Below are 16,376 nucleotides of genomic sequence, written 5' to 3'. Positions count from 1 at the left end.
AATTATGAAAAATATCGCAAAGCAATATATAAAGTGGGCTGTTGTTCTTTCAGTCTTTACAGGAATGGTTTCATGCCAGAGTGATTATCTGGAGACAGATCCTACTACTGCAGCCTCAGAAGAAGCCGCTTATTCCAGTGCATCCAATCTGATGGCAATCATCAACGGAATGCATAGAGATATGTATTCCAGACAGAATGACAGCCAGGGGCAGAATGGTCAGGGTGGAATTATGATTATGATGGATGCCTTGGCAGATGATCTTGTTTTTCCATCCACAGGAAATGGATGGTATATATCTACAGTAAGATGGCAGGATCAGGTAAATGACAGTGCGTCTAATACCTTTTATCCCTATCAGTTTTACTATGCATTAATCAGAAATGCAAATTTGGTTATTGCGAATGGTCCCTCAGTTCCTGCACCTACTGCAGCTGATGCTACTACTATCAAAGCAGCTATTGGCGAAGCGTATGCCTTCAGGGCTTTCTGCTATTACATGTTGGTTCAGATTTATGGTAAACGATATGTTCCGGGTGCAAATAACACTCAACTTGGTGTTCCGATCAGATTGGAGGCCAATGAAATACCTTTAGCAAGAAATACGGTAGAAGAAGTGTATACGCAGATCGGAAAAGACCTTAACGAAGCAGCAACCAGACTTGCCGGAATTGCCAGAGCTACAAAATCGCACTTTAATGATAAAGTAATTTTAGGATTAAAAGCCAGAATTGCATTAACACAAGGGAATTATGCTGCGGCTGTAATGGCTGCCCAGTCTGCCCGCGCAGGATTCGATTTGATGGATAAAACTGCTTATACTGCAGGATTCAACAATCTGGCAGGAAACAGTGAGTGGATGTGGGGTGCTACCATTATAGCAGATCAGGGAGATTCATTCTCTAACTTTGGTGCTTATATGTCGAGAAACTTTAATTCAACTAATATTCGTCAGGCTCCAAAGGCGATCAATAGTAAATTGTACCAATTATTTCTCAATAAAAAAGATGTTAGAATTGATAATTTTGACCCAACGGGAGCACACACCGCTCTTGCTTTGCCTTCAACATATTCTAAATTTCCGTATACAAGTCAGAAATTTTTAGCTGCAAGTCAGGCCGACAGTCGGGTAGATGTACCTTATATGAGATCTGCAGAAATGTATCTTATAGAAGCAGAGGCTTTAGCAAAATTAGGTGATGAGGCAGGATCAAAAGCAGCATTGAATACATTAGGTAAAAAAAGATTTACTGATGCTGAGGTTAATTATGTAGGAACTTCAGCTACAGGAGCTGCCTATCTTACAGAAGTACTTAATACCAGAAGGCTTGAGCTATGGGGTGAAGGTTTCAGATTCTTAGATCTAAAGAGATTAAATCAAGGGCTTGATAGAACGGGTGCAAATCATCAGCCGATAGTGACCAATAACCTAATGACAGTTGCAAATACAGATTTACGTTGGGAATTCCTGATTCCAAGAGCTGAGATCAATGCCAATCCATTGATTGTTCAGAACCCGTTATAAAACGTACAGATTTTAATATATGATAGAGGACCTTGCTTATAGCAGGGTTCTCTTTTTATATAGAAGATGAGGTTTTCAATGAAAAATTATTTTCAAAATTGAGAATAAATAATTGGTGGATTAAAAATAAATTATAACTTTGTAATTCAAAGTTCTTTTTATGGATTCAAAAAACTATCACGAAGACTTATCTCATATCCGTTCTATGATGGAACGATCTTCCCGATTTATTTCTTTAAGCGGTTTATCCGGAGTTGTTGCAGGTTTAACAGCAATTATTGGAGCAATATATGTGTATTTTGTTTTTCAGAGGGAGGGAATAAGCTATCTTGATGGAGAGAGAAACATATTGGGTCCTGCCTTGGTTAAAGAACTTGTCCTGATTGGAACTATTATTTTAGTAGTTGCTGTCCTTAGCGGTTATATTTTTACTGCTCATAAAAGTAAAAAGAAAGGTTTGAAGATCTGGGATGCCACTACAAAGCGACTTTTGATTACCTTTGCAGTGCCTTTGGTTGCAGGCGGAATCTTTTGCCTTGCGCTTCTTTATCATCATCTTTTTGTTTTCATTGCTCCGGCCACTTTAATTTTTTATGGACTGGCTTTGGTGGCAGCAGAACGCTATACATTAACGGATGTAAAGTATTTAGGATATCTTGAGATTATTTTAGGACTTATTTCATTATTCGTTTTGGGCTGGGGATTATTATTCTGGGCAATAGGTTTCGGAGTTTTGCATATTGTGTATGGATTGATTATGCATAAAAAGTATAAGTAATGAGGACAGGCAGGCTTTTCTGTTGAAAAGTCTGGTCAGGAGAAGCGATAGATATTGTCTTGGGCAAAATAAATAATATAAAGAAATGATCAAAATAAATCAACTCAATAAAGAATTCGAAAGCCGTGTAAGACTGGGCATCATGTCCGTTCTTATGGTCAACGACTGGGTTGATTTTTCAGAAATGAAAACACTGCTCGAAATTACAGACGGAAATCTGGCGAGCCATAGTAATGCACTGGAGAAAGCTGGTTATATTGAAGTTAAAAAAGAATTTGTAGGGAAAAAACCTAAAACTTCCTATCGTGTAACTCAGAATGGTAGACAGGCATTTAACGAACATTTAGATGCTCTTGAAAAATTATTGGGACGATAGTCCTATATTTTTTTGAAAATTAACTTTGAAATACAAAGTACTTTATAATTTAAATTTAAAAAAATGATCACACACAAACAAAAAACAGTCACAATTTTTGCTCTTCCACTGGTTTTACTGTGTATTCCATTGCTTGGAGGACTATTTTCTAAGGAAATAAACTGGTCAGCTTCAGATTTTCTGATTGCAGGAATCTTACTCTTTGAAACAGCCTTTCTTATCAATCTGGTCAGAAATAAAATCAAAAACCAAAGTCAGAAAGTCCTGTTCTGCATTTTCATATTGCTGGCTCTTGTACTGATATGGTTAGAGCTGGCCGTGGGAATATTCTGGAGTCCGTTTGCAGGAAGCTAAACATTGGGTTGGTTCATTAATCCTAAATAACTATGAAAGATTTAGAAATAATAAATTTAAGTAAAGCTGTGTTTGGATTTTTTTTCTCATTAGGAACCCTTATTCTCCTGGGAGCACTCATATCCAAAAATGATGAATTTGCTGCTGCAGGCTACATGCTGGTTATTTTCGGGGTACCCTTAAACTTATTAGCAGTACTTGGGTTCTTACTATATGGTATAGTTTATAGATCAAAATTCAAAGAGTGTATGATTGCCATCCTCATTTTGACAATCAATATTCCCATCGCATATATTTATACCATTATAGGTCTTAGTTTTTTTAATCATTAATATCCATAGATATCTATTTTTCAAATCATTACAGTATGAAAAAAATACGCGTTCAGTTTCTGCTTTTTGTGTATGATAAAACACAGAAACTATATAGAAAATACTTTAAAAAGAAAAAAAGACAATGGCAGTTCAACGAAAAACAGCTATTGGAATTTCAGGAAGATTCTTTGGGAAGAAAACTGGGAGAATTTTACCGGAAACATGGTTTTTCGATGATACCCAAAATGGAAAACCATGATGTACACCATCTGATTACCGGCTGTGGAACTAATTTCGAAGATGAAATTGCCATGCAGTACCTGCTTCTCGGAAATGGTAAGCTCAATGCCCATCTTTTGGCGGCGATCGTTCTAGGAACAATGATCCTGCCTGAATATGTGAAAATTTATATCAAGGCTTACAAAAAAGGTCAGAACATGAGAGCTTTTCATCATTGGGATTTTGAAGAACTGCTCTGGCAGAATTATGAACATGTGAAAGATTTTATTCAGCAGAAAGAAACCGTAGTTCTTCATTAAACTAGTGGCCATGAGAAACATAAAATTCAGTCCGTTGGGGAAAAGATCATTTATGATTTCTTTTCTGTTGGGAACCCTTTTATTGATTGCATTTTGGCTGATAAGAGCAGAGTTTTTCATTGAGCTTGGCTTTTATTATGTACTTGTAACAGCTGTCATTAATATGTTTATCCTTCTGCATGAGCTGATCATTTATCTTACAGATGTTACCGGTCAGAAACCTTCCGGTAATTCCGTATTGCTCTTGCTTGTTAATATCCCGGTTACGGTATTATACCTTTATATAATGACACAGTTTCCCTGGCTGGAAGCAGTTCTCAAAATTTAAATCTTTCAATCCTTTCAATTTTAAATATTTAAATAATTAACCTCATGAAAACACATCATTATATATTTCTTACAGCCATTCTGTTTGTCATTGTATTCTACGATCAGGATGTTGGGCTAAATCTTGGAATTCTGGGAATGATTTACGCTGTATTAACCCTAATCAGAACGCCTGAAAAAAATAAAACCAGAACCCTGTACGCCCTTTTTGTAACAAGCATTCTGTCCAGTGCAGCATTTGCATGGTATGGTGATTTTCCATCCTTTATTGCCGTGGTAAGTTCACTGCTTTTGCTGGGATATAAATCGAAGAACAGAAGATTGAAAATCCTCTTTTTAATTCCTGTTTTTATTGTGAATTGCTGTACTTCATTCTGTCGCTTTTTCAGTTTTGATGAATGGCTGCCTAAGAAAAATGTTTCCGGATTGTGGCAGAAGACCTTTGCTTTTATTTTGATTCCGCTGGTACTGGTTTCTGTTTTCTTTGGGATTTATTCTGCCGGAAGTGATCACTTTGCCGCTCTTTTCACAAATTACGAACTTGATCTTAATATTTGGCAGGTGTTCTGTTTATCAGTCTTAGGATTTTTTATTGCTTTTAATTACTGGAACTATGCGGTGGAAAAACTCATCTATAAAAATAATCATATTCTGGACAATGAGTTTAGCAAAGATTCCCGGATTCCCAAGGCTACTTATTCTTTCCTTGACCTGGATGCTGAAAGAACAAGTGGCGTAATATCTTTTGTCTTGCTGAATATTTTACTGATTTTCTTCATTATTACGTACAATTATGAACAGTTTTATGAAGCGGTAAAAACTCCGATTCAGCTTTCCGAAGAAACCCATGAAAGAGTGAATGCCGTAATCATGTCTATCGTGATGGCTATTCTGGTGATTATGTTCTACTTTAAATCCGGATTTAATTTTGATCCAAAAGCGGGTTTATTGAAAATATTAGCTAAACTATGGATTTTCCTCAATGCTATTCTTGTTGTTTCCGCAGCCCTTAAAAACTATGAGTACATTGTTAATTATGCATTTACCTATAAAAGATTAGGCGTATTTGCATTCCTTCTTTTATCACTGATTGGTCTGGCTTTGACTTACATAAAAATTCAGAAGCAAAAAAGAAACATATTCCTTGTCAATACAATGATCTGGTATTTTTATGGAACCGTGTTAGTATGCAGCTATTTTAATTGGGGAGGCTTTATTACTTCCCAGAATATGAAACGGAAGGACTTTGCGGTAAATTATCATGTAACATCCATTAATTTTAGTGAGAAAGCTCTGCTGGAATACGCGGATGATAAAAATGATCAGAAGCTTAAAAAGAGATTACATGATAAAATGAAAAGTGAAACCTCTAAAACATTCCTATCAAAGATTATTTATTATCAAACCTTAAAATAAACGATCATGAAAACCTTTGTTGAATCATCTCGATTTAAAATCAGTGTGCTTCTTATATTGATGACCGTATTCTGTTTCAGCCTTTCAGCTTTCAGATATTACATCAGTGATACGAAAGTATTTTTGTTTCTCAACTGGAACCTTTTTCTGGCGTGGATTCCTTTATTATTAAGTTCTTTCATTATTACCTTTAATATCAGAAGTAAAATTTCCCTGTTTGCCATTATAATAGTCTGGATACTGTTCTTTCCCAATTCTCCCTACATTCTTACAGATCTTTTTCATCTGAGAGCCAGAAATGCTGTGCCGATCTGGTATGATCTGATTGTCATTCTCTCTTATGCATGGACGGGATTGATCTGTGGTTTTATGAGTCTTAATGATATTGAAAAACGCCTTTCTGATTATGGCAACAAAAATATCATCATTGGAGTGATTGTACTCTTTCTTTTCATGAGCAGCTTTGGAGTTTACCTTGGCCGATTTCTGAGATGGAACAGCTGGGATGTACTCAATAATCCTTTTGGTCTCTTCTCCGATATTGTGGTACGCCTCATTTATCCTATGGAATACACCAAAACATGGGGTGTTACAGTTTTAATGGGAATAATGCTCAACTTTATGTACTTTACATTTAAATGGGCAGGAACAAATGATGCAAAAGAATTGCAGCCGGAAAATAAATCATTAAACGGATTGGAACAGTTTTAGCATTTCAATAAGGCCAACAGAATAAATGTTGATCCATTCTTAAATTAATTATTATGAAAAAAAGCTTATTGTTAATTCCTTTGATTATTGTGGCCTGTAAAAAAGAACCAGCCGTAACGAACGTTCCGGATAAAGATTCTACAGTGGCGACAGAAATGCCGGACTCCGTTGTAAAAGCAGATTCTGCAGCATTAAGAAAAAAAGACTCAATTATTAACAATGCTCCGGCCACTAAAGAAGTTTTGCGTAAAGGAGTCATGAGAAGTGAAAAAGAAGGCCAGATCATAAGAACTGCTGATGCAAGTCAGCTTCCTTTCACATTGGGAGAAGAATTTACCAAAGATGATCAGGATTTGATTTTAAAACTGACCCATTACGACCGCCCAACGATCAAAGCAAAAATTTCAACAAAAGACAAAGATTTTAATATTCGTTTCAATCAGATCAGACTTCCTGACGGGAACTATGACGGACCCTTCGGAAGAGAAATTACGTATGAAACTCCCGGAAAAGGTGAAGTATGGCTGATCATCGGGAAAAGTAACATGGCTTCCGGAAATACCAAGGGAAGTTTTACGGTAAGCCTGGAATAAGATCAAATCAATTTGGTACAATTTCTGCAAACTAAACTCTGAAGTTTAAAATTTAAAATTATGAAAAATATAGTTCTAACAGCAATGGCCGCTTCAGCTGTACTCGTAAGTTGCGGAACCGTACAGTCGCTGGTTCAGAATACATTTCCATACACAACGAACGTATTAGTCTCTACGGGAGTTCCGGCAGATAAAGAAGTTTCTTCCACTGCAACAGCTGCCAATGTACAGACATGGTTCGGAGGAAATAACAATGCAAAAATTAAAGATGTAAGAATTTCAGATGCGAAAATTTCTGTAGCATCTCCTTCAGGAGGAAATCTGAGTGCTTTCAAAACCGTTAAAATATACGTGTCATCCAACGGAACAGGAGAAAGATTGATCGCTTCCCGTTCTAATATCTCCACCAATTCTTCCAGCTTAAATCTGGATCTGAACGATACAGGATTTTTGGATGAAATTGTAAAAAGTTCAGGATTGACGGTAAGAACAGTATATGAGCTGAAAAATCAGACCTCTTCAGATATGAATATCAAAGTAGCTCTTAATTTCAGCAGCGTTCCCGCAAAATAATTCTATAAAAACTTATCATAAAAAACCCTCTTTCAAAAATGAAAGAGGGTTTGGTGTGAAGTAAAATGTATAAAAATCTATTATTTTAAAGTTTTGTCAATTTCTCAACAACTCTTCTTTGGCCTTCATTGATATTGATAATATACTGACCCGTTGGCAGCTGGGAAATGTCAATTTTTTCATTAGGTAAAACCGAATTTTTCATTACGGTACGCCCCTGAAGGTTGATAATCTCAACATCTAATTTCTTATTTTCACTGCTTTGAATAGCAATAGAAGTGCTGGATGGATTAGGATAAATTTTAACCTCTAATGCAGGTAAAGTCTTAATAGGTGCTGCGAAGTTACCCTCCAGTTGAAGAATAGCATTCTTCACATTAGGAAGAGGCCCGATCTTTTGACCAGTCACAGTTCCTCCTTGGGGAATTCCTGTTGAAATTAATAAGTTTTTCATCGCTGAAGGTGTTAAATATTGACCTGTAGTTTGACGATAGAAAGACTGTATCAAAATTGCTGCAGAAGATACTACCGGAGTAGCGGAACTGGTACCGCTGAAATAATTATAGGTTCTGTTGTTATCATTATCATATTTTGCATACGATCCGTAACCTGCCGCCATCACGCTGCTTCCCCATCCCTGAACATCCACTCTGTTTCCGTAAGTACTGAAACTTAATTTTGAATGGGTGGTATTGGGTGATCCCGCACCTACAATAATCGCACCGCTGTTTCCTCTTGCAAGATAGGTGGCATAAAACGGATCATCCAGATTCTGATTGCCATTCCCTGCCGCTGCAATGATAATGATTCCCGAATCAGTAGCCGCTTTTGTAAGATCCCATATTACTTTATCATACTCTGCAGGACAATACTGTCCGTCTTTTCCGCCAGTCTGCATTTCATATAAAATGATATCTCCGGCCTGAGATGCATTAATAGATCGGCTTACCGCAGAAGCTCGGTTGTATCCCACAGTGGTCCATTCCATATATCCTTTTATTTCAGATGCACTGTAAGCAGCACCTGTAAGTCCGATATTATCTTTTATGGAACCTAAAATACTTACAACTGCAGTTCCGTGGTCGCGGTAATTATTATTCGCTAATCCTGCATTCGGGGAATATCCGGGTTCAAGTTGTATAGAGTTTTGATTAGAAAGCATTTCATGAGTTTTGTAAAAACCATATTCCACATCCCTTACACGAATATTCTGTCCTGTAATACCTCTTGACCATGCGTATTTGGCATTGATTCCCGGATTGTCATTCAGGTAAGTCTGTAAGCTTTCCAGATCCGGAGTAGCCACAAAGGTATTTACCAGAGGAGGTTCTATAGGCTCGGCACTCATTACAGATACATATTCTATTTCAGGAAATCTCTCAAGAGTATGGATGATTTTCTCTGAAGCTTCTTTGTTTTGAAGGGGAATATCAGCCTTATAAATTCTTTTCAGCTTTTCTACAGACTCTGTTGAATTTCCAATAGCTTTACTGTTTCTGGCCATCTCGTCAAGTTTGTTGTCTGTGAAATCCAGATCATACTTAAATGAAATGTGGTTTTCTCTTGAAAATCTTTCCAGATCAGCGTTTCTGCTGAAAGCTGTTTTTTCTGAATTGATGCCTTTTGAAAAGCATACATAAATAACTGAATTTTTATCATTGGCCATTTTAGGCTGGCTGTCCTGACCAAAAGACAGCGTAGAACAGAACGCAAATAATGCGAAAAGGTTGATTTTTGTTTTCATACTATTTTGTTAAATGGTTGTAAATCAGTTTTGATTTACATCAAAAATAGTAATAAAATAAAAACAAATCACATTTTTGTGAATTTATTTTCACTTTTTCATTTTTCCTTATATATTGGGGATTTCATCATTTATGGATGGTAAAGCTTACCGGTTTTTAATACTTTCGAGGGGTAAAACACGTGAGTTTTATGCTTACTAAATCAAAAAAAACGTTTCAGATGAAACGTTTTGGATATGTATTTTATGTATTTGCCTCTGTTGAGTTAACTTTTGGTCATCGAATCCATTACAATGGTAACAGGTCCGTCATTGATGAGAGAAACCTTCATGTCTGCTCCGAAGATTCCGCTTTCAGTTTTTAATCCGGATTGGGCCACTGCTTCCTTAAAATAATCAAAAAGAGGGATGGCCTTATCTGGTTTTGCCGCTTTTATGAAAGAAGGTCGATTCCCTTTTTTATAATCTGCAATCAATGTAAACTGACTGATGCAAAGGATTTCTCCTGAAATGTCCTTCACAGAAAGATTGAGCTTATCATCTTCATCCCCAAAGATTCTTAGATTTAAAACCTTTTGTACAAGCCAGTCTGCATCTGTTTTTTCATCATTTTCATCCACACCCACCAACAGCATTAATCCCTTTCCGATTTCACCAACAATTTTTCCGTCTACTTTTACGCTGGCTTCAGAAACTCTTTGTATAACGATCTTCATATATTCTAATAATAAACATTTAAAGTTTTGCTTGGGGCATCGTAGCTGTATGGGTAAGTTTTAGGAGGAAGAGATGTTTTAGCTCCCGACTCCGGCTGTCCCGTACTTAAGATCCATCTTGTATTATCCTGAGGACATATAATGGCAATATTGTCTTTTACCTCAAGAGTCGTATTGTTATCAGGACATATATGAGGAGCGTTCCTGTCATACACTTTAAAGCCGTTGGCTGTTCGGACAATAATAAGTCCTCTGGTTCCGGACTGTTGCTCGTTCACATAAATCCAGCCGTTGATGTTGTTTAAAGCATAGTAAGCAGGCAGATTTAGATTCAGTGATACATTAATAGGAACATTGGGAAAGCAGCTCACAGTATCTTCTCTGCTTCCACATGAGTTTATGGATAAATTACTGATAATCAATAAAATGAAAATAGATAAGATTGAAAAAGTTTTTTTCATTTCAATTTAAATTTTTATATATTTGTAGAAATTAAACGATTACAACACGAAAACATTGTCCGGCAAATGTCGGATTATTTTTTTATACTAAAACTAAATTTTGAAAATTATGGCAAGCTATGTAACTAAGGAGGGCCTAGAGAAAATGAAAGCTGAGCTGGAACAGTTGGAAACTGTGGAGAGACCAAAAATTACTCAGCAGATCGCAGAAGCTAGAGATAAAGGAGATTTATCGGAAAATGCAGAATACGATGCGGCTAAAGAGGCTCAGGGGATGCTGGAAATGAGAATTTCTAAGCTGAAAGATGTTATCTCTACTTCTAAAATTATAGACGAAAGCCAATTAGATACTTCAAAAGTTTCAATCTTAACGACAGTGAAACTTAAAAATAATGCTACCAAGCAAGAGCAGGTATTTACATTGGTACCGGATAATGAAAGCGACCTGAAGACAGGAAGAATTTCTGTGAACACACCTATCGCAAAAGGTCTGTTAGGAAAAGCTATTGGCGAAATTGCTGAAATTACTTTACCTAACGGAAACAAACTGTCTTTTGAAGTATTAGATATCTCTTTATAGTCTGATACCCCTTTCTATTTCTAAACTTCTAAATACTAACCCAAACTTCTGATAAAATGAGCACTATATTCACAAAAATCATTAATGGCGAAATTCCCTCTTATAAGATTGCAGAAAATGAAGACTTTATTGCATTCTTAGACGCAATGCCTTTGGTGAAGGGACATACTTTAGTAGTACCCAAAAAAGAAGTGGATTTGATTTTTGATCTTGAAAGTGAAGAATACAAAAACCTTTGGGGATTTGCCCAAGAGGTAGCCAAGAAGATCAAAACTGCAATTCCATGTGTAAGAGTAGGAGTAGCGGTGGTAGGACTTGAAGTTCCTCATGCACACATTCATCTGATTCCTTTAAATAAGATGGAAGACATGAATTTCAGAAATGAAAGATTAAAATTAACGAACAAAGAATATACAGAGATTCAAAACTCAATTATTAATTCTTAACAAACCAGAAAATCGTAAAAAAGTAATTTTTTACGATTTTCTTTAACATATACATATATATTATATCATATGAACTCAAACCAATGTTCTTTCTGTGGCAGAAAAAGAAATGAAGTGCAGATGCTGATTTCTGGCCAGAATGGTTTTATTTGTGAAAATTGTATAGAGCAGGCACATGCTATCGTAAAAGACGGTGCATCAAAAGCAGGGTATTCACCTGCAGACAGCATGGAGGAGCTTAAAAAACCAAAAGAGATCAAAGAATTCCTGGATCAGTATGTGATTGGTCAGGATCAAGCGAAAAAGCAGCTTTCCATTGCTGTATATAACCACTATAAAAGATTGCTTCACGCTCAGGATGAAAACAGAGAAGTAGAGCTTGAAAAATCGAACATTATCATGATAGGGGAGACAGGAACAGGTAAAACTCTTTTGGCAAAAACAATTGCCAGAGAACTTAATGTTCCTTTCTGTATTGTGGATGCTACTATTTTAACAGAAGCTGGATATGTGGGAGAAGATGTTGAAAGTATTCTTTCAAGACTTCTGATGGTAGCAGATTATGATGTGGAAAAAGCTGAAAAAGGAATTGTTTTCATCGATGAAATTGATAAGATTGCCAGAAAATCAGATAATCCAAGCATTACAAGAGACGTTTCAGGAGAAGGAGTACAGCAGGGATTATTAAAACTATTGGAAGGAAGTATCGTAAATGTTCCGCCACAAGGAGGAAGAAAACATCCGGATCAGAAATATATCCAGGTAAATACCCAGAACATCCTGTTTATTGCAGGAGGAGCTTTTGACGGGATCAAAGAGATCATCGAAAGAAGAATGAACAAACAGGCAATCGGCTTCAGCTCTGAAAAAATTAATAAAACTGGCGAAGACGAATATATATTAACAAATATTAATGCAATTGATCTTCGTACTTTCGGATTAATTCCGGAACTTTTAGGAAGATTTCCAATCATCACTTACCTTGATAAACTCACGAAAGAGACGTTGGTAAGAATCATGAAGGAACCTAAAAATTCTATTGTGAATCAATTTGTGGAACTTTTTAAAATGGATGGCACAAATTTGGTAATCACAGACGGAGCAATTGAAAAAATCGTAGAGGAAACTATTGAAAAAGGATTAGGGGCAAGAGGGCTTAGAGGGACCACCGAAAAAGTTCTAGAAGACTATATGTTTTCAATAGGAGAGGAGAAAGAGATCGTCTTAACCGAAGATAATGTTTTGATTAATAGATAAAATATTTTTTTTTTAAGAAAAATAATAATACCTTTGCGGGTGAAGATTGTATTAACACACAAATAATTTATACAATGAGAAAAAGTTTATTTGCTATAGGTCTTTTAGCAATTAGTTATTCTGTTCAGGCGCAGATACTATGTCATGTTGACACTAATGCTAATATGTATGTGAGCGAAGGCACCCTAGTTTATAGCGGTGGAGGTGTACAAACAAAGGGTAATGGCCTTTTGGACGTGCATGGAAATATCATGGTTGTAGGATCTGCTACAGATGGTTTTAAGACAATTGATGCTGGCGGTGCTGATAAGACTGACGGCGGAAATATTATCTTAAGACTTAACACTCCTGCTTCTTTTGCTACTTCCACGTATGGACAGTTGTACATCGATGGACTATCCCAGTCCAATATTACAGGTATTGTAACTAAAGAATACAGAACTACAAGTCATGGTACCGGTAATTATTTTCAACAAGTTGCATTACCTTTCTCAGGTAAAGCTTTCAATTCATTATCTACTGAACTTGGTAAAACGTTCAATACCACAAGACACGGAGCTAACGCTAACCCGATTCTGAAATGGGATAATATGAATGCTGTTGCTATTACTACGTTGAATTTAGCGCCTACCTCAACCACTTGGGATGCTACAGGTTATTATATGCTAAAGGTTAACAATAATGACTGGAATCCAGGTGCTCCTATAAATACCCCTCCAGGTGCGGCTGGTCCTGTATTTAATATTAATGGAAAACCATATGTTCCTTATGCCAGTGCTCTAACATTACAGAACGCTGGGAAATCTAATTTAGGTACTTCTAACGTAGTATTTGGAACCAACGGTAATGCTGTAAACCAGTACAATGAAAAGTACAATACTTATCTTGATGATAGTTTTGAGTTTACTACAACTCCGTGGGCAGGAACATTTGGACAAAACTGGTATCAATTCGGAAACCCTTTCCTTACCAATATAGATTTAGCTAGTATTGGATATACTGAAAGTGGTACTATAACTGACGGAAATGCCGTGAAAAATATCTGGGGTGTTGAATATAACCCAGGTACAGTTGTTACTCTTTCAAATGGTTCTACTTACGCTACAGGAAATAAGGTAGTTACTTACGTTCCAACAGGTGATGGAGTAGCTCCACTTATTGGTGACGTAGATTTGGTAGTGGTAAAACCTATGCAGTCGTTTAAAATAAAGTTAAGAGATAATACACTTCAGACTTTAAATTTTAATACACTAAGAAGATTCAAGTCAACAGCAAGAACTTCAGGTACTGATTATAATGTGAATGCTGCTAAAATGGCTAATGGCAAGACAGTAAGCAATTCAATAAAACAGTTGGGGGTAATTGGTCTTGATGCCAATGGAAAAGAACTTTCCAGAACATATTTTGTTGTTTCTCCAGCATTAACAACAGGACACCAGATTTCTGCTGCAACTTCAGTTCAGGCTTCAGCCGGTATCAATCTTATTGGTACTTATGAAGAGGCCTTGAATGGTGGGTATGATACTAATAATCAAAACTATTGGTTATATATCAACGAAGCTAATGAAAATAACTTCCTGGGTAAGAATGTTAAGTTAATGAGCTATTACGACCAGGTGAAGTCTTATAAATTCGAGATCAGAGAAAATGCTGAGTTAATTCCAGCTGGCGCACACCAGTTATCTTCAGGAATTGGTTTCTACTATAAAGCAGAAAATGGTAATGTAATAGAAGCAAAACAAGGAGATGTTGTAGCTGTAACGAATGCAGAAGCTAACTTGTACTATGGAGAACCAAGTAATCTTACTTTAGGTACAGGTAAAACAACTCAAGGTATTTCTAAAACACTTGTGGTTTACGATCCATCAATTACAAATTATATTGTTAGATTTGATCCAAACTGGAAAAAAGCAGACATTCAAGTTTATGATATGAGTGGTAAACTGGTAATCTCTAAAAAAGCGGTTGAAACTTCCAGAGATTTTGTAATCGAGCTAGATGGCTCAGTTAAAAATTCATATGTTGTAAAAATCGTTTCTGATAAGGGAGAAACTGTTAACACTAAAATCTTAAAATAAACCACATGAAAACTATTAATAAACTAGTACTGGCAATTTTCCTATGTGTTGTATCTCTAGCAAACGCTGGTCCACCATCGCCACCGCCATCAGGAGGTGGAGGGGGAGGAAATGGATCGGGATCACTTGCCTCACCCATTGATATGTATGTATATGTACTGGGTATCGTAGCAATAGGATTTATTGTTTACTTTACAAAAAAGTACAAGAGCGTAAAAGCATAAAATTTTATTAAAATAATATTAAACTCTCTGATTAGTCAGGGAGTTTTTTTATTTTTACTCTATGAAAAAGATTTACACGCTATCTGCGGTTTTGGCTGCATTTGCTTTGCAGGCTCAATTTACTGTTACCATTCAGGCTCCTACAGATTTTAAAGATCAGGACGCCATCTTATATACATTAAACGGATCAAAAGATATTATTGTTACCAAAGAACAGAGTAAGAATAGTACATGGACTTTTAAATACCCAAGCAACTATATGGGGATGATGAAAGTTTATTTCCCGGGTTCTAACAACACGGTGAGTTTTATTTCTGAAAATAAGAATGTGAATTTTAAACTGGATATCCAGAATAATAAAGTCAAAGATGTTATTTATCTGGATGAAGCAAATAATCTGATGAGTAAGCAGCAGGAAGGCTCACAAAAGAAAGAGCTTATTTTGCCGGCTTTAGCACAGATCAAAGAATATTACAAAGACAATACGGATTTTGGAAAAGCTCTGAAAACAGAAATTGACAGACTTTCCGGAGCTTCAAGTTCTATTGATGCTACGCAACATCCATTTATAGCTTATTATAATACGAATTACAGCAAGTTCCTTTCCAACTCACCTGATTCTGTTAAAAAAGTAGACCAGGAAGAAATAGTTAACTTTCTGGACAAATCCGGAGATATGCTTGAAAGCTCATCTTTATTGAGACCAGTATTGGTAGCTTATCTGAATTCAGGAGGAAATACCAATGTGGCGGCTTCTGTGGATAAACTATTAGACCGTTTAAAAGTAGAGACTCCAAGAGGGCAGACGGTATTATCAGAATTGATTGATATTTTTGATGTATATCAGATGGAGGAATACAAGAGCAAATATCTGTCTCTTGCCAAAAATCTTAAGTGTACTATCACTGATAGACTTGCTTCTACATTGAAATCAAATGCGAACATTGAAATGGGGGCTGTTTTTCCTAATTATAAGTTCCAGTCACCGGTTAATACCACTGCGAAATCATTACACGATATAAAGGCTGATAAGAAGGTGGTTGTATTCTGGTCATCTACATGCTCACACTGTGAAAGTGAACTTCCAAAACTGTTGGAAAAATATAATGATCTTAAATCAAAAAATATTCAGATTGTAGGGTTGTCTTTAGATGTGGATAAGAATTCATATACTAAAAAAATTGCTGCATTTCCTTGGGTGAATGATTCAGAATTGAGAGGTTGGAACAGCAGTTACACTGATTTATATAATATTCATGCAACTCCTACGTATTTTATTTTAGATGCTAACAATAAGATAATCAGTAAACCAGATCATGTTGGAGATGTTTTGGAATATTTTAAGGTAAAATAATTTTGGAGGT

The 16,376-nt window shown here is 36.2% G+C and carries 20 protein-coding genes; 17 read left to right on the top strand and 3 right to left on the bottom strand.

From position 1 onward, the window contains the following. The first annotated feature begins 4 nt into the window (after positions 1-4). The 11 genes from ODR02_RS22355 (at position 5) to ODR02_RS22305 (ending at position 7,506) form a co-directional block, all read left to right on the top strand. Positions 5-1,525 carry a RagB/SusD family nutrient uptake outer membrane protein gene (locus ODR02_RS22355; protein ID WP_309513596.1) on the top strand — a complete coding sequence of 507 codons (1,521 nt, stop codon included), beginning with the start codon at positions 5-7 and terminating at the stop codon, positions 1,523-1,525. Positions 1,526-1,685: 160 nt separating this feature from the next. Next, entirely contained in the window at positions 1,686-2,303 is a 618-nt protein-coding gene (locus ODR02_RS22350; RefSeq protein ID WP_309513595.1) for a hypothetical protein, read from the top strand. An 85-nt stretch (positions 2,304-2,388) separates the two neighbouring features. Further along, on the top strand, positions 2,389-2,679 hold the full coding sequence (locus ODR02_RS22345; protein ID WP_309513594.1) for a winged helix-turn-helix domain-containing protein: 291 nt from the start codon (positions 2,389-2,391) through the stop codon (positions 2,677-2,679). Positions 2,680-2,742: 63 nt separating this feature from the next. After that, positions 2,743-3,033: a hypothetical protein gene (locus ODR02_RS22340; protein WP_309513593.1), complete on the top strand. Its 291-nt coding sequence runs from the start codon at positions 2,743-2,745 to the stop codon at positions 3,031-3,033. Between the two features lie 32 nt (positions 3,034-3,065). After that, a complete protein-coding gene (locus tag ODR02_RS22335; protein ID WP_309513592.1) occupies positions 3,066-3,365 on the top strand; it encodes a hypothetical protein in 300 nt (99 codons plus the stop codon). Between the two features lie 35 nt (positions 3,366-3,400). Further along, positions 3,401-3,886, top strand: a complete 486-nt coding sequence (locus ODR02_RS22330; RefSeq protein ID WP_105684638.1) for a Coq4 family protein — start codon at positions 3,401-3,403, stop codon at positions 3,884-3,886. A 10-nt stretch (positions 3,887-3,896) separates the two neighbouring features. After that, positions 3,897-4,214: a hypothetical protein gene (locus tag ODR02_RS22325; protein ID WP_309513591.1), complete on the top strand. Its 318-nt coding sequence runs from the start codon at positions 3,897-3,899 to the stop codon at positions 4,212-4,214. A 44-nt stretch (positions 4,215-4,258) separates the two neighbouring features. Beyond that, positions 4,259-5,629 (top strand): DUF4153 domain-containing protein, encoded by a 1,371-nt coding sequence (locus tag ODR02_RS22320; RefSeq protein WP_309513590.1) that lies wholly within the window; start codon positions 4,259-4,261, stop codon positions 5,627-5,629. 6 nt (positions 5,630-5,635) lie between these two features. Further along, positions 5,636-6,340, top strand: a complete 705-nt coding sequence (locus ODR02_RS22315; RefSeq protein ID WP_309513589.1) for a DUF1361 domain-containing protein — start codon at positions 5,636-5,638, stop codon at positions 6,338-6,340. Positions 6,341-6,393: 53 nt separating this feature from the next. Then, positions 6,394-6,933: a hypothetical protein gene (locus tag ODR02_RS22310; RefSeq protein ID WP_209786048.1), complete on the top strand. Its 540-nt coding sequence runs from the start codon at positions 6,394-6,396 to the stop codon at positions 6,931-6,933. Positions 6,934-6,993: 60 nt separating this feature from the next. After that, positions 6,994-7,506, top strand: a complete 513-nt coding sequence (locus ODR02_RS22305) for a hypothetical protein (RefSeq protein WP_309513588.1) — start codon at positions 6,994-6,996, stop codon at positions 7,504-7,506. A gap of 85 nt (positions 7,507-7,591) precedes the next feature. On the opposite strand, the gene ODR02_RS22300 is transcribed toward ODR02_RS22305, so the two are convergent. From ODR02_RS22300 to ODR02_RS22290, 3 genes are all read right to left on the bottom strand, one after another. Then, entirely contained in the window at positions 7,592-9,250 is a 1,659-nt protein-coding gene (locus ODR02_RS22300; protein ID WP_309513587.1) for a S8/S53 family peptidase, read from the bottom strand. A gap of 266 nt (positions 9,251-9,516) precedes the next feature. After that, positions 9,517-9,966, bottom strand: a complete 450-nt coding sequence (dtd, locus tag ODR02_RS22295) for a D-aminoacyl-tRNA deacylase (RefSeq protein ID WP_209786046.1) — start codon at positions 9,964-9,966, stop codon at positions 9,517-9,519. A 5-nt stretch (positions 9,967-9,971) separates the two neighbouring features. After that, complete coding sequence (locus ODR02_RS22290; protein ID WP_209786045.1) at positions 9,972-10,427, bottom strand: hypothetical protein; 456 nt, start codon at positions 10,425-10,427, stop codon at positions 9,972-9,974. Positions 10,428-10,536: 109 nt separating this feature from the next. Here ODR02_RS22290 and greA point away from each other — a divergent pair, with 109 nt between their 5' ends. The 6 genes from greA to ODR02_RS22260 all read left to right on the top strand — a co-directional run bounded on the left by greA (position 10,537) and on the right by ODR02_RS22260 (position 16,366). Next, entirely contained in the window at positions 10,537-11,007 is a 471-nt protein-coding gene (greA, locus tag ODR02_RS22285; protein ID WP_047429224.1) for a transcription elongation factor GreA, read from the top strand. A 56-nt stretch (positions 11,008-11,063) separates the two neighbouring features. After that, entirely contained in the window at positions 11,064-11,453 is a 390-nt protein-coding gene (locus ODR02_RS22280) for an HIT family protein (protein WP_209786044.1), read from the top strand. Positions 11,454-11,522: 69 nt separating this feature from the next. Next, a complete protein-coding gene (clpX, locus tag ODR02_RS22275; protein WP_105684646.1) occupies positions 11,523-12,710 on the top strand; it encodes an ATP-dependent Clp protease ATP-binding subunit ClpX in 1,188 nt (395 codons plus the stop codon). A gap of 74 nt (positions 12,711-12,784) precedes the next feature. After that, positions 12,785-14,788 (top strand): T9SS type A sorting domain-containing protein, encoded by a 2,004-nt coding sequence (locus ODR02_RS22270; protein WP_309513586.1) that lies wholly within the window; start codon positions 12,785-12,787, stop codon positions 14,786-14,788. A 5-nt stretch (positions 14,789-14,793) separates the two neighbouring features. After that, positions 14,794-15,012 (top strand): signal peptidase, encoded by a 219-nt coding sequence (locus ODR02_RS22265; RefSeq protein ID WP_209786042.1) that lies wholly within the window; start codon positions 14,794-14,796, stop codon positions 15,010-15,012. Positions 15,013-15,073: 61 nt separating this feature from the next. Beyond that, complete coding sequence (locus ODR02_RS22260; RefSeq protein WP_209786041.1) at positions 15,074-16,366, top strand: TlpA family protein disulfide reductase; 1,293 nt, start codon at positions 15,074-15,076, stop codon at positions 16,364-16,366. Positions 16,367-16,376 lie beyond the last annotated feature (10 nt).

This window comes from Chryseobacterium sp. CFS2 (genome assembly GCF_036543225.1).
Taxonomy (GTDB): domain Bacteria; phylum Bacteroidota; class Bacteroidia; order Flavobacteriales; family Weeksellaceae; genus Chryseobacterium; species Chryseobacterium culicis_A.
This window is presented reverse-complemented; position numbering and strand designations above follow the sequence as displayed.

Coding starts and splice junctions, on each gene's coding strand:
- ODR02_RS22355 (WP_309513596.1), top strand. CDS start 5: ATGAAAAATATCGCAAAGCAATATATAAAGTGGGCTGTTGTTCTTTCA.
- ODR02_RS22350 (WP_309513595.1), top strand. CDS start 1,686: ATGGATTCAAAAAACTATCACGAAGACTTATCTCATATCCGTTCTATG.
- ODR02_RS22345 (WP_309513594.1), top strand. CDS start 2,389: ATGATCAAAATAAATCAACTCAATAAAGAATTCGAAAGCCGTGTAAGA.
- ODR02_RS22340 (WP_309513593.1), top strand. CDS start 2,743: ATGATCACACACAAACAAAAAACAGTCACAATTTTTGCTCTTCCACTG.
- ODR02_RS22335 (WP_309513592.1), top strand. CDS start 3,066: ATGAAAGATTTAGAAATAATAAATTTAAGTAAAGCTGTGTTTGGATTT.
- ODR02_RS22330 (WP_105684638.1), top strand. CDS start 3,401: ATGAAAAAAATACGCGTTCAGTTTCTGCTTTTTGTGTATGATAAAACA.
- ODR02_RS22325 (WP_309513591.1), top strand. CDS start 3,897: ATGAGAAACATAAAATTCAGTCCGTTGGGGAAAAGATCATTTATGATT.
- ODR02_RS22320 (WP_309513590.1), top strand. CDS start 4,259: ATGAAAACACATCATTATATATTTCTTACAGCCATTCTGTTTGTCATT.
- ODR02_RS22315 (WP_309513589.1), top strand. CDS start 5,636: ATGAAAACCTTTGTTGAATCATCTCGATTTAAAATCAGTGTGCTTCTT.
- ODR02_RS22310 (WP_209786048.1), top strand. CDS start 6,394: ATGAAAAAAAGCTTATTGTTAATTCCTTTGATTATTGTGGCCTGTAAA.
- ODR02_RS22305 (WP_309513588.1), top strand. CDS start 6,994: ATGAAAAATATAGTTCTAACAGCAATGGCCGCTTCAGCTGTACTCGTA.
- ODR02_RS22300 (WP_309513587.1), bottom strand. CDS start 9,250: ATGAAAACAAAAATCAACCTTTTCGCATTATTTGCGTTCTGTTCTACG.
- dtd (WP_209786046.1), bottom strand. CDS start 9,966: ATGAAGATCGTTATACAAAGAGTTTCTGAAGCCAGCGTAAAAGTAGAC.
- ODR02_RS22290 (WP_209786045.1), bottom strand. CDS start 10,427: ATGAAAAAAACTTTTTCAATCTTATCTATTTTCATTTTATTGATTATC.
- greA (WP_047429224.1), top strand. CDS start 10,537: ATGGCAAGCTATGTAACTAAGGAGGGCCTAGAGAAAATGAAAGCTGAG.
- ODR02_RS22280 (WP_209786044.1), top strand. CDS start 11,064: ATGAGCACTATATTCACAAAAATCATTAATGGCGAAATTCCCTCTTAT.
- clpX (WP_105684646.1), top strand. CDS start 11,523: ATGAACTCAAACCAATGTTCTTTCTGTGGCAGAAAAAGAAATGAAGTG.
- ODR02_RS22270 (WP_309513586.1), top strand. CDS start 12,785: ATGAGAAAAAGTTTATTTGCTATAGGTCTTTTAGCAATTAGTTATTCT.
- ODR02_RS22265 (WP_209786042.1), top strand. CDS start 14,794: ATGAAAACTATTAATAAACTAGTACTGGCAATTTTCCTATGTGTTGTA.
- ODR02_RS22260 (WP_209786041.1), top strand. CDS start 15,074: ATGAAAAAGATTTACACGCTATCTGCGGTTTTGGCTGCATTTGCTTTG.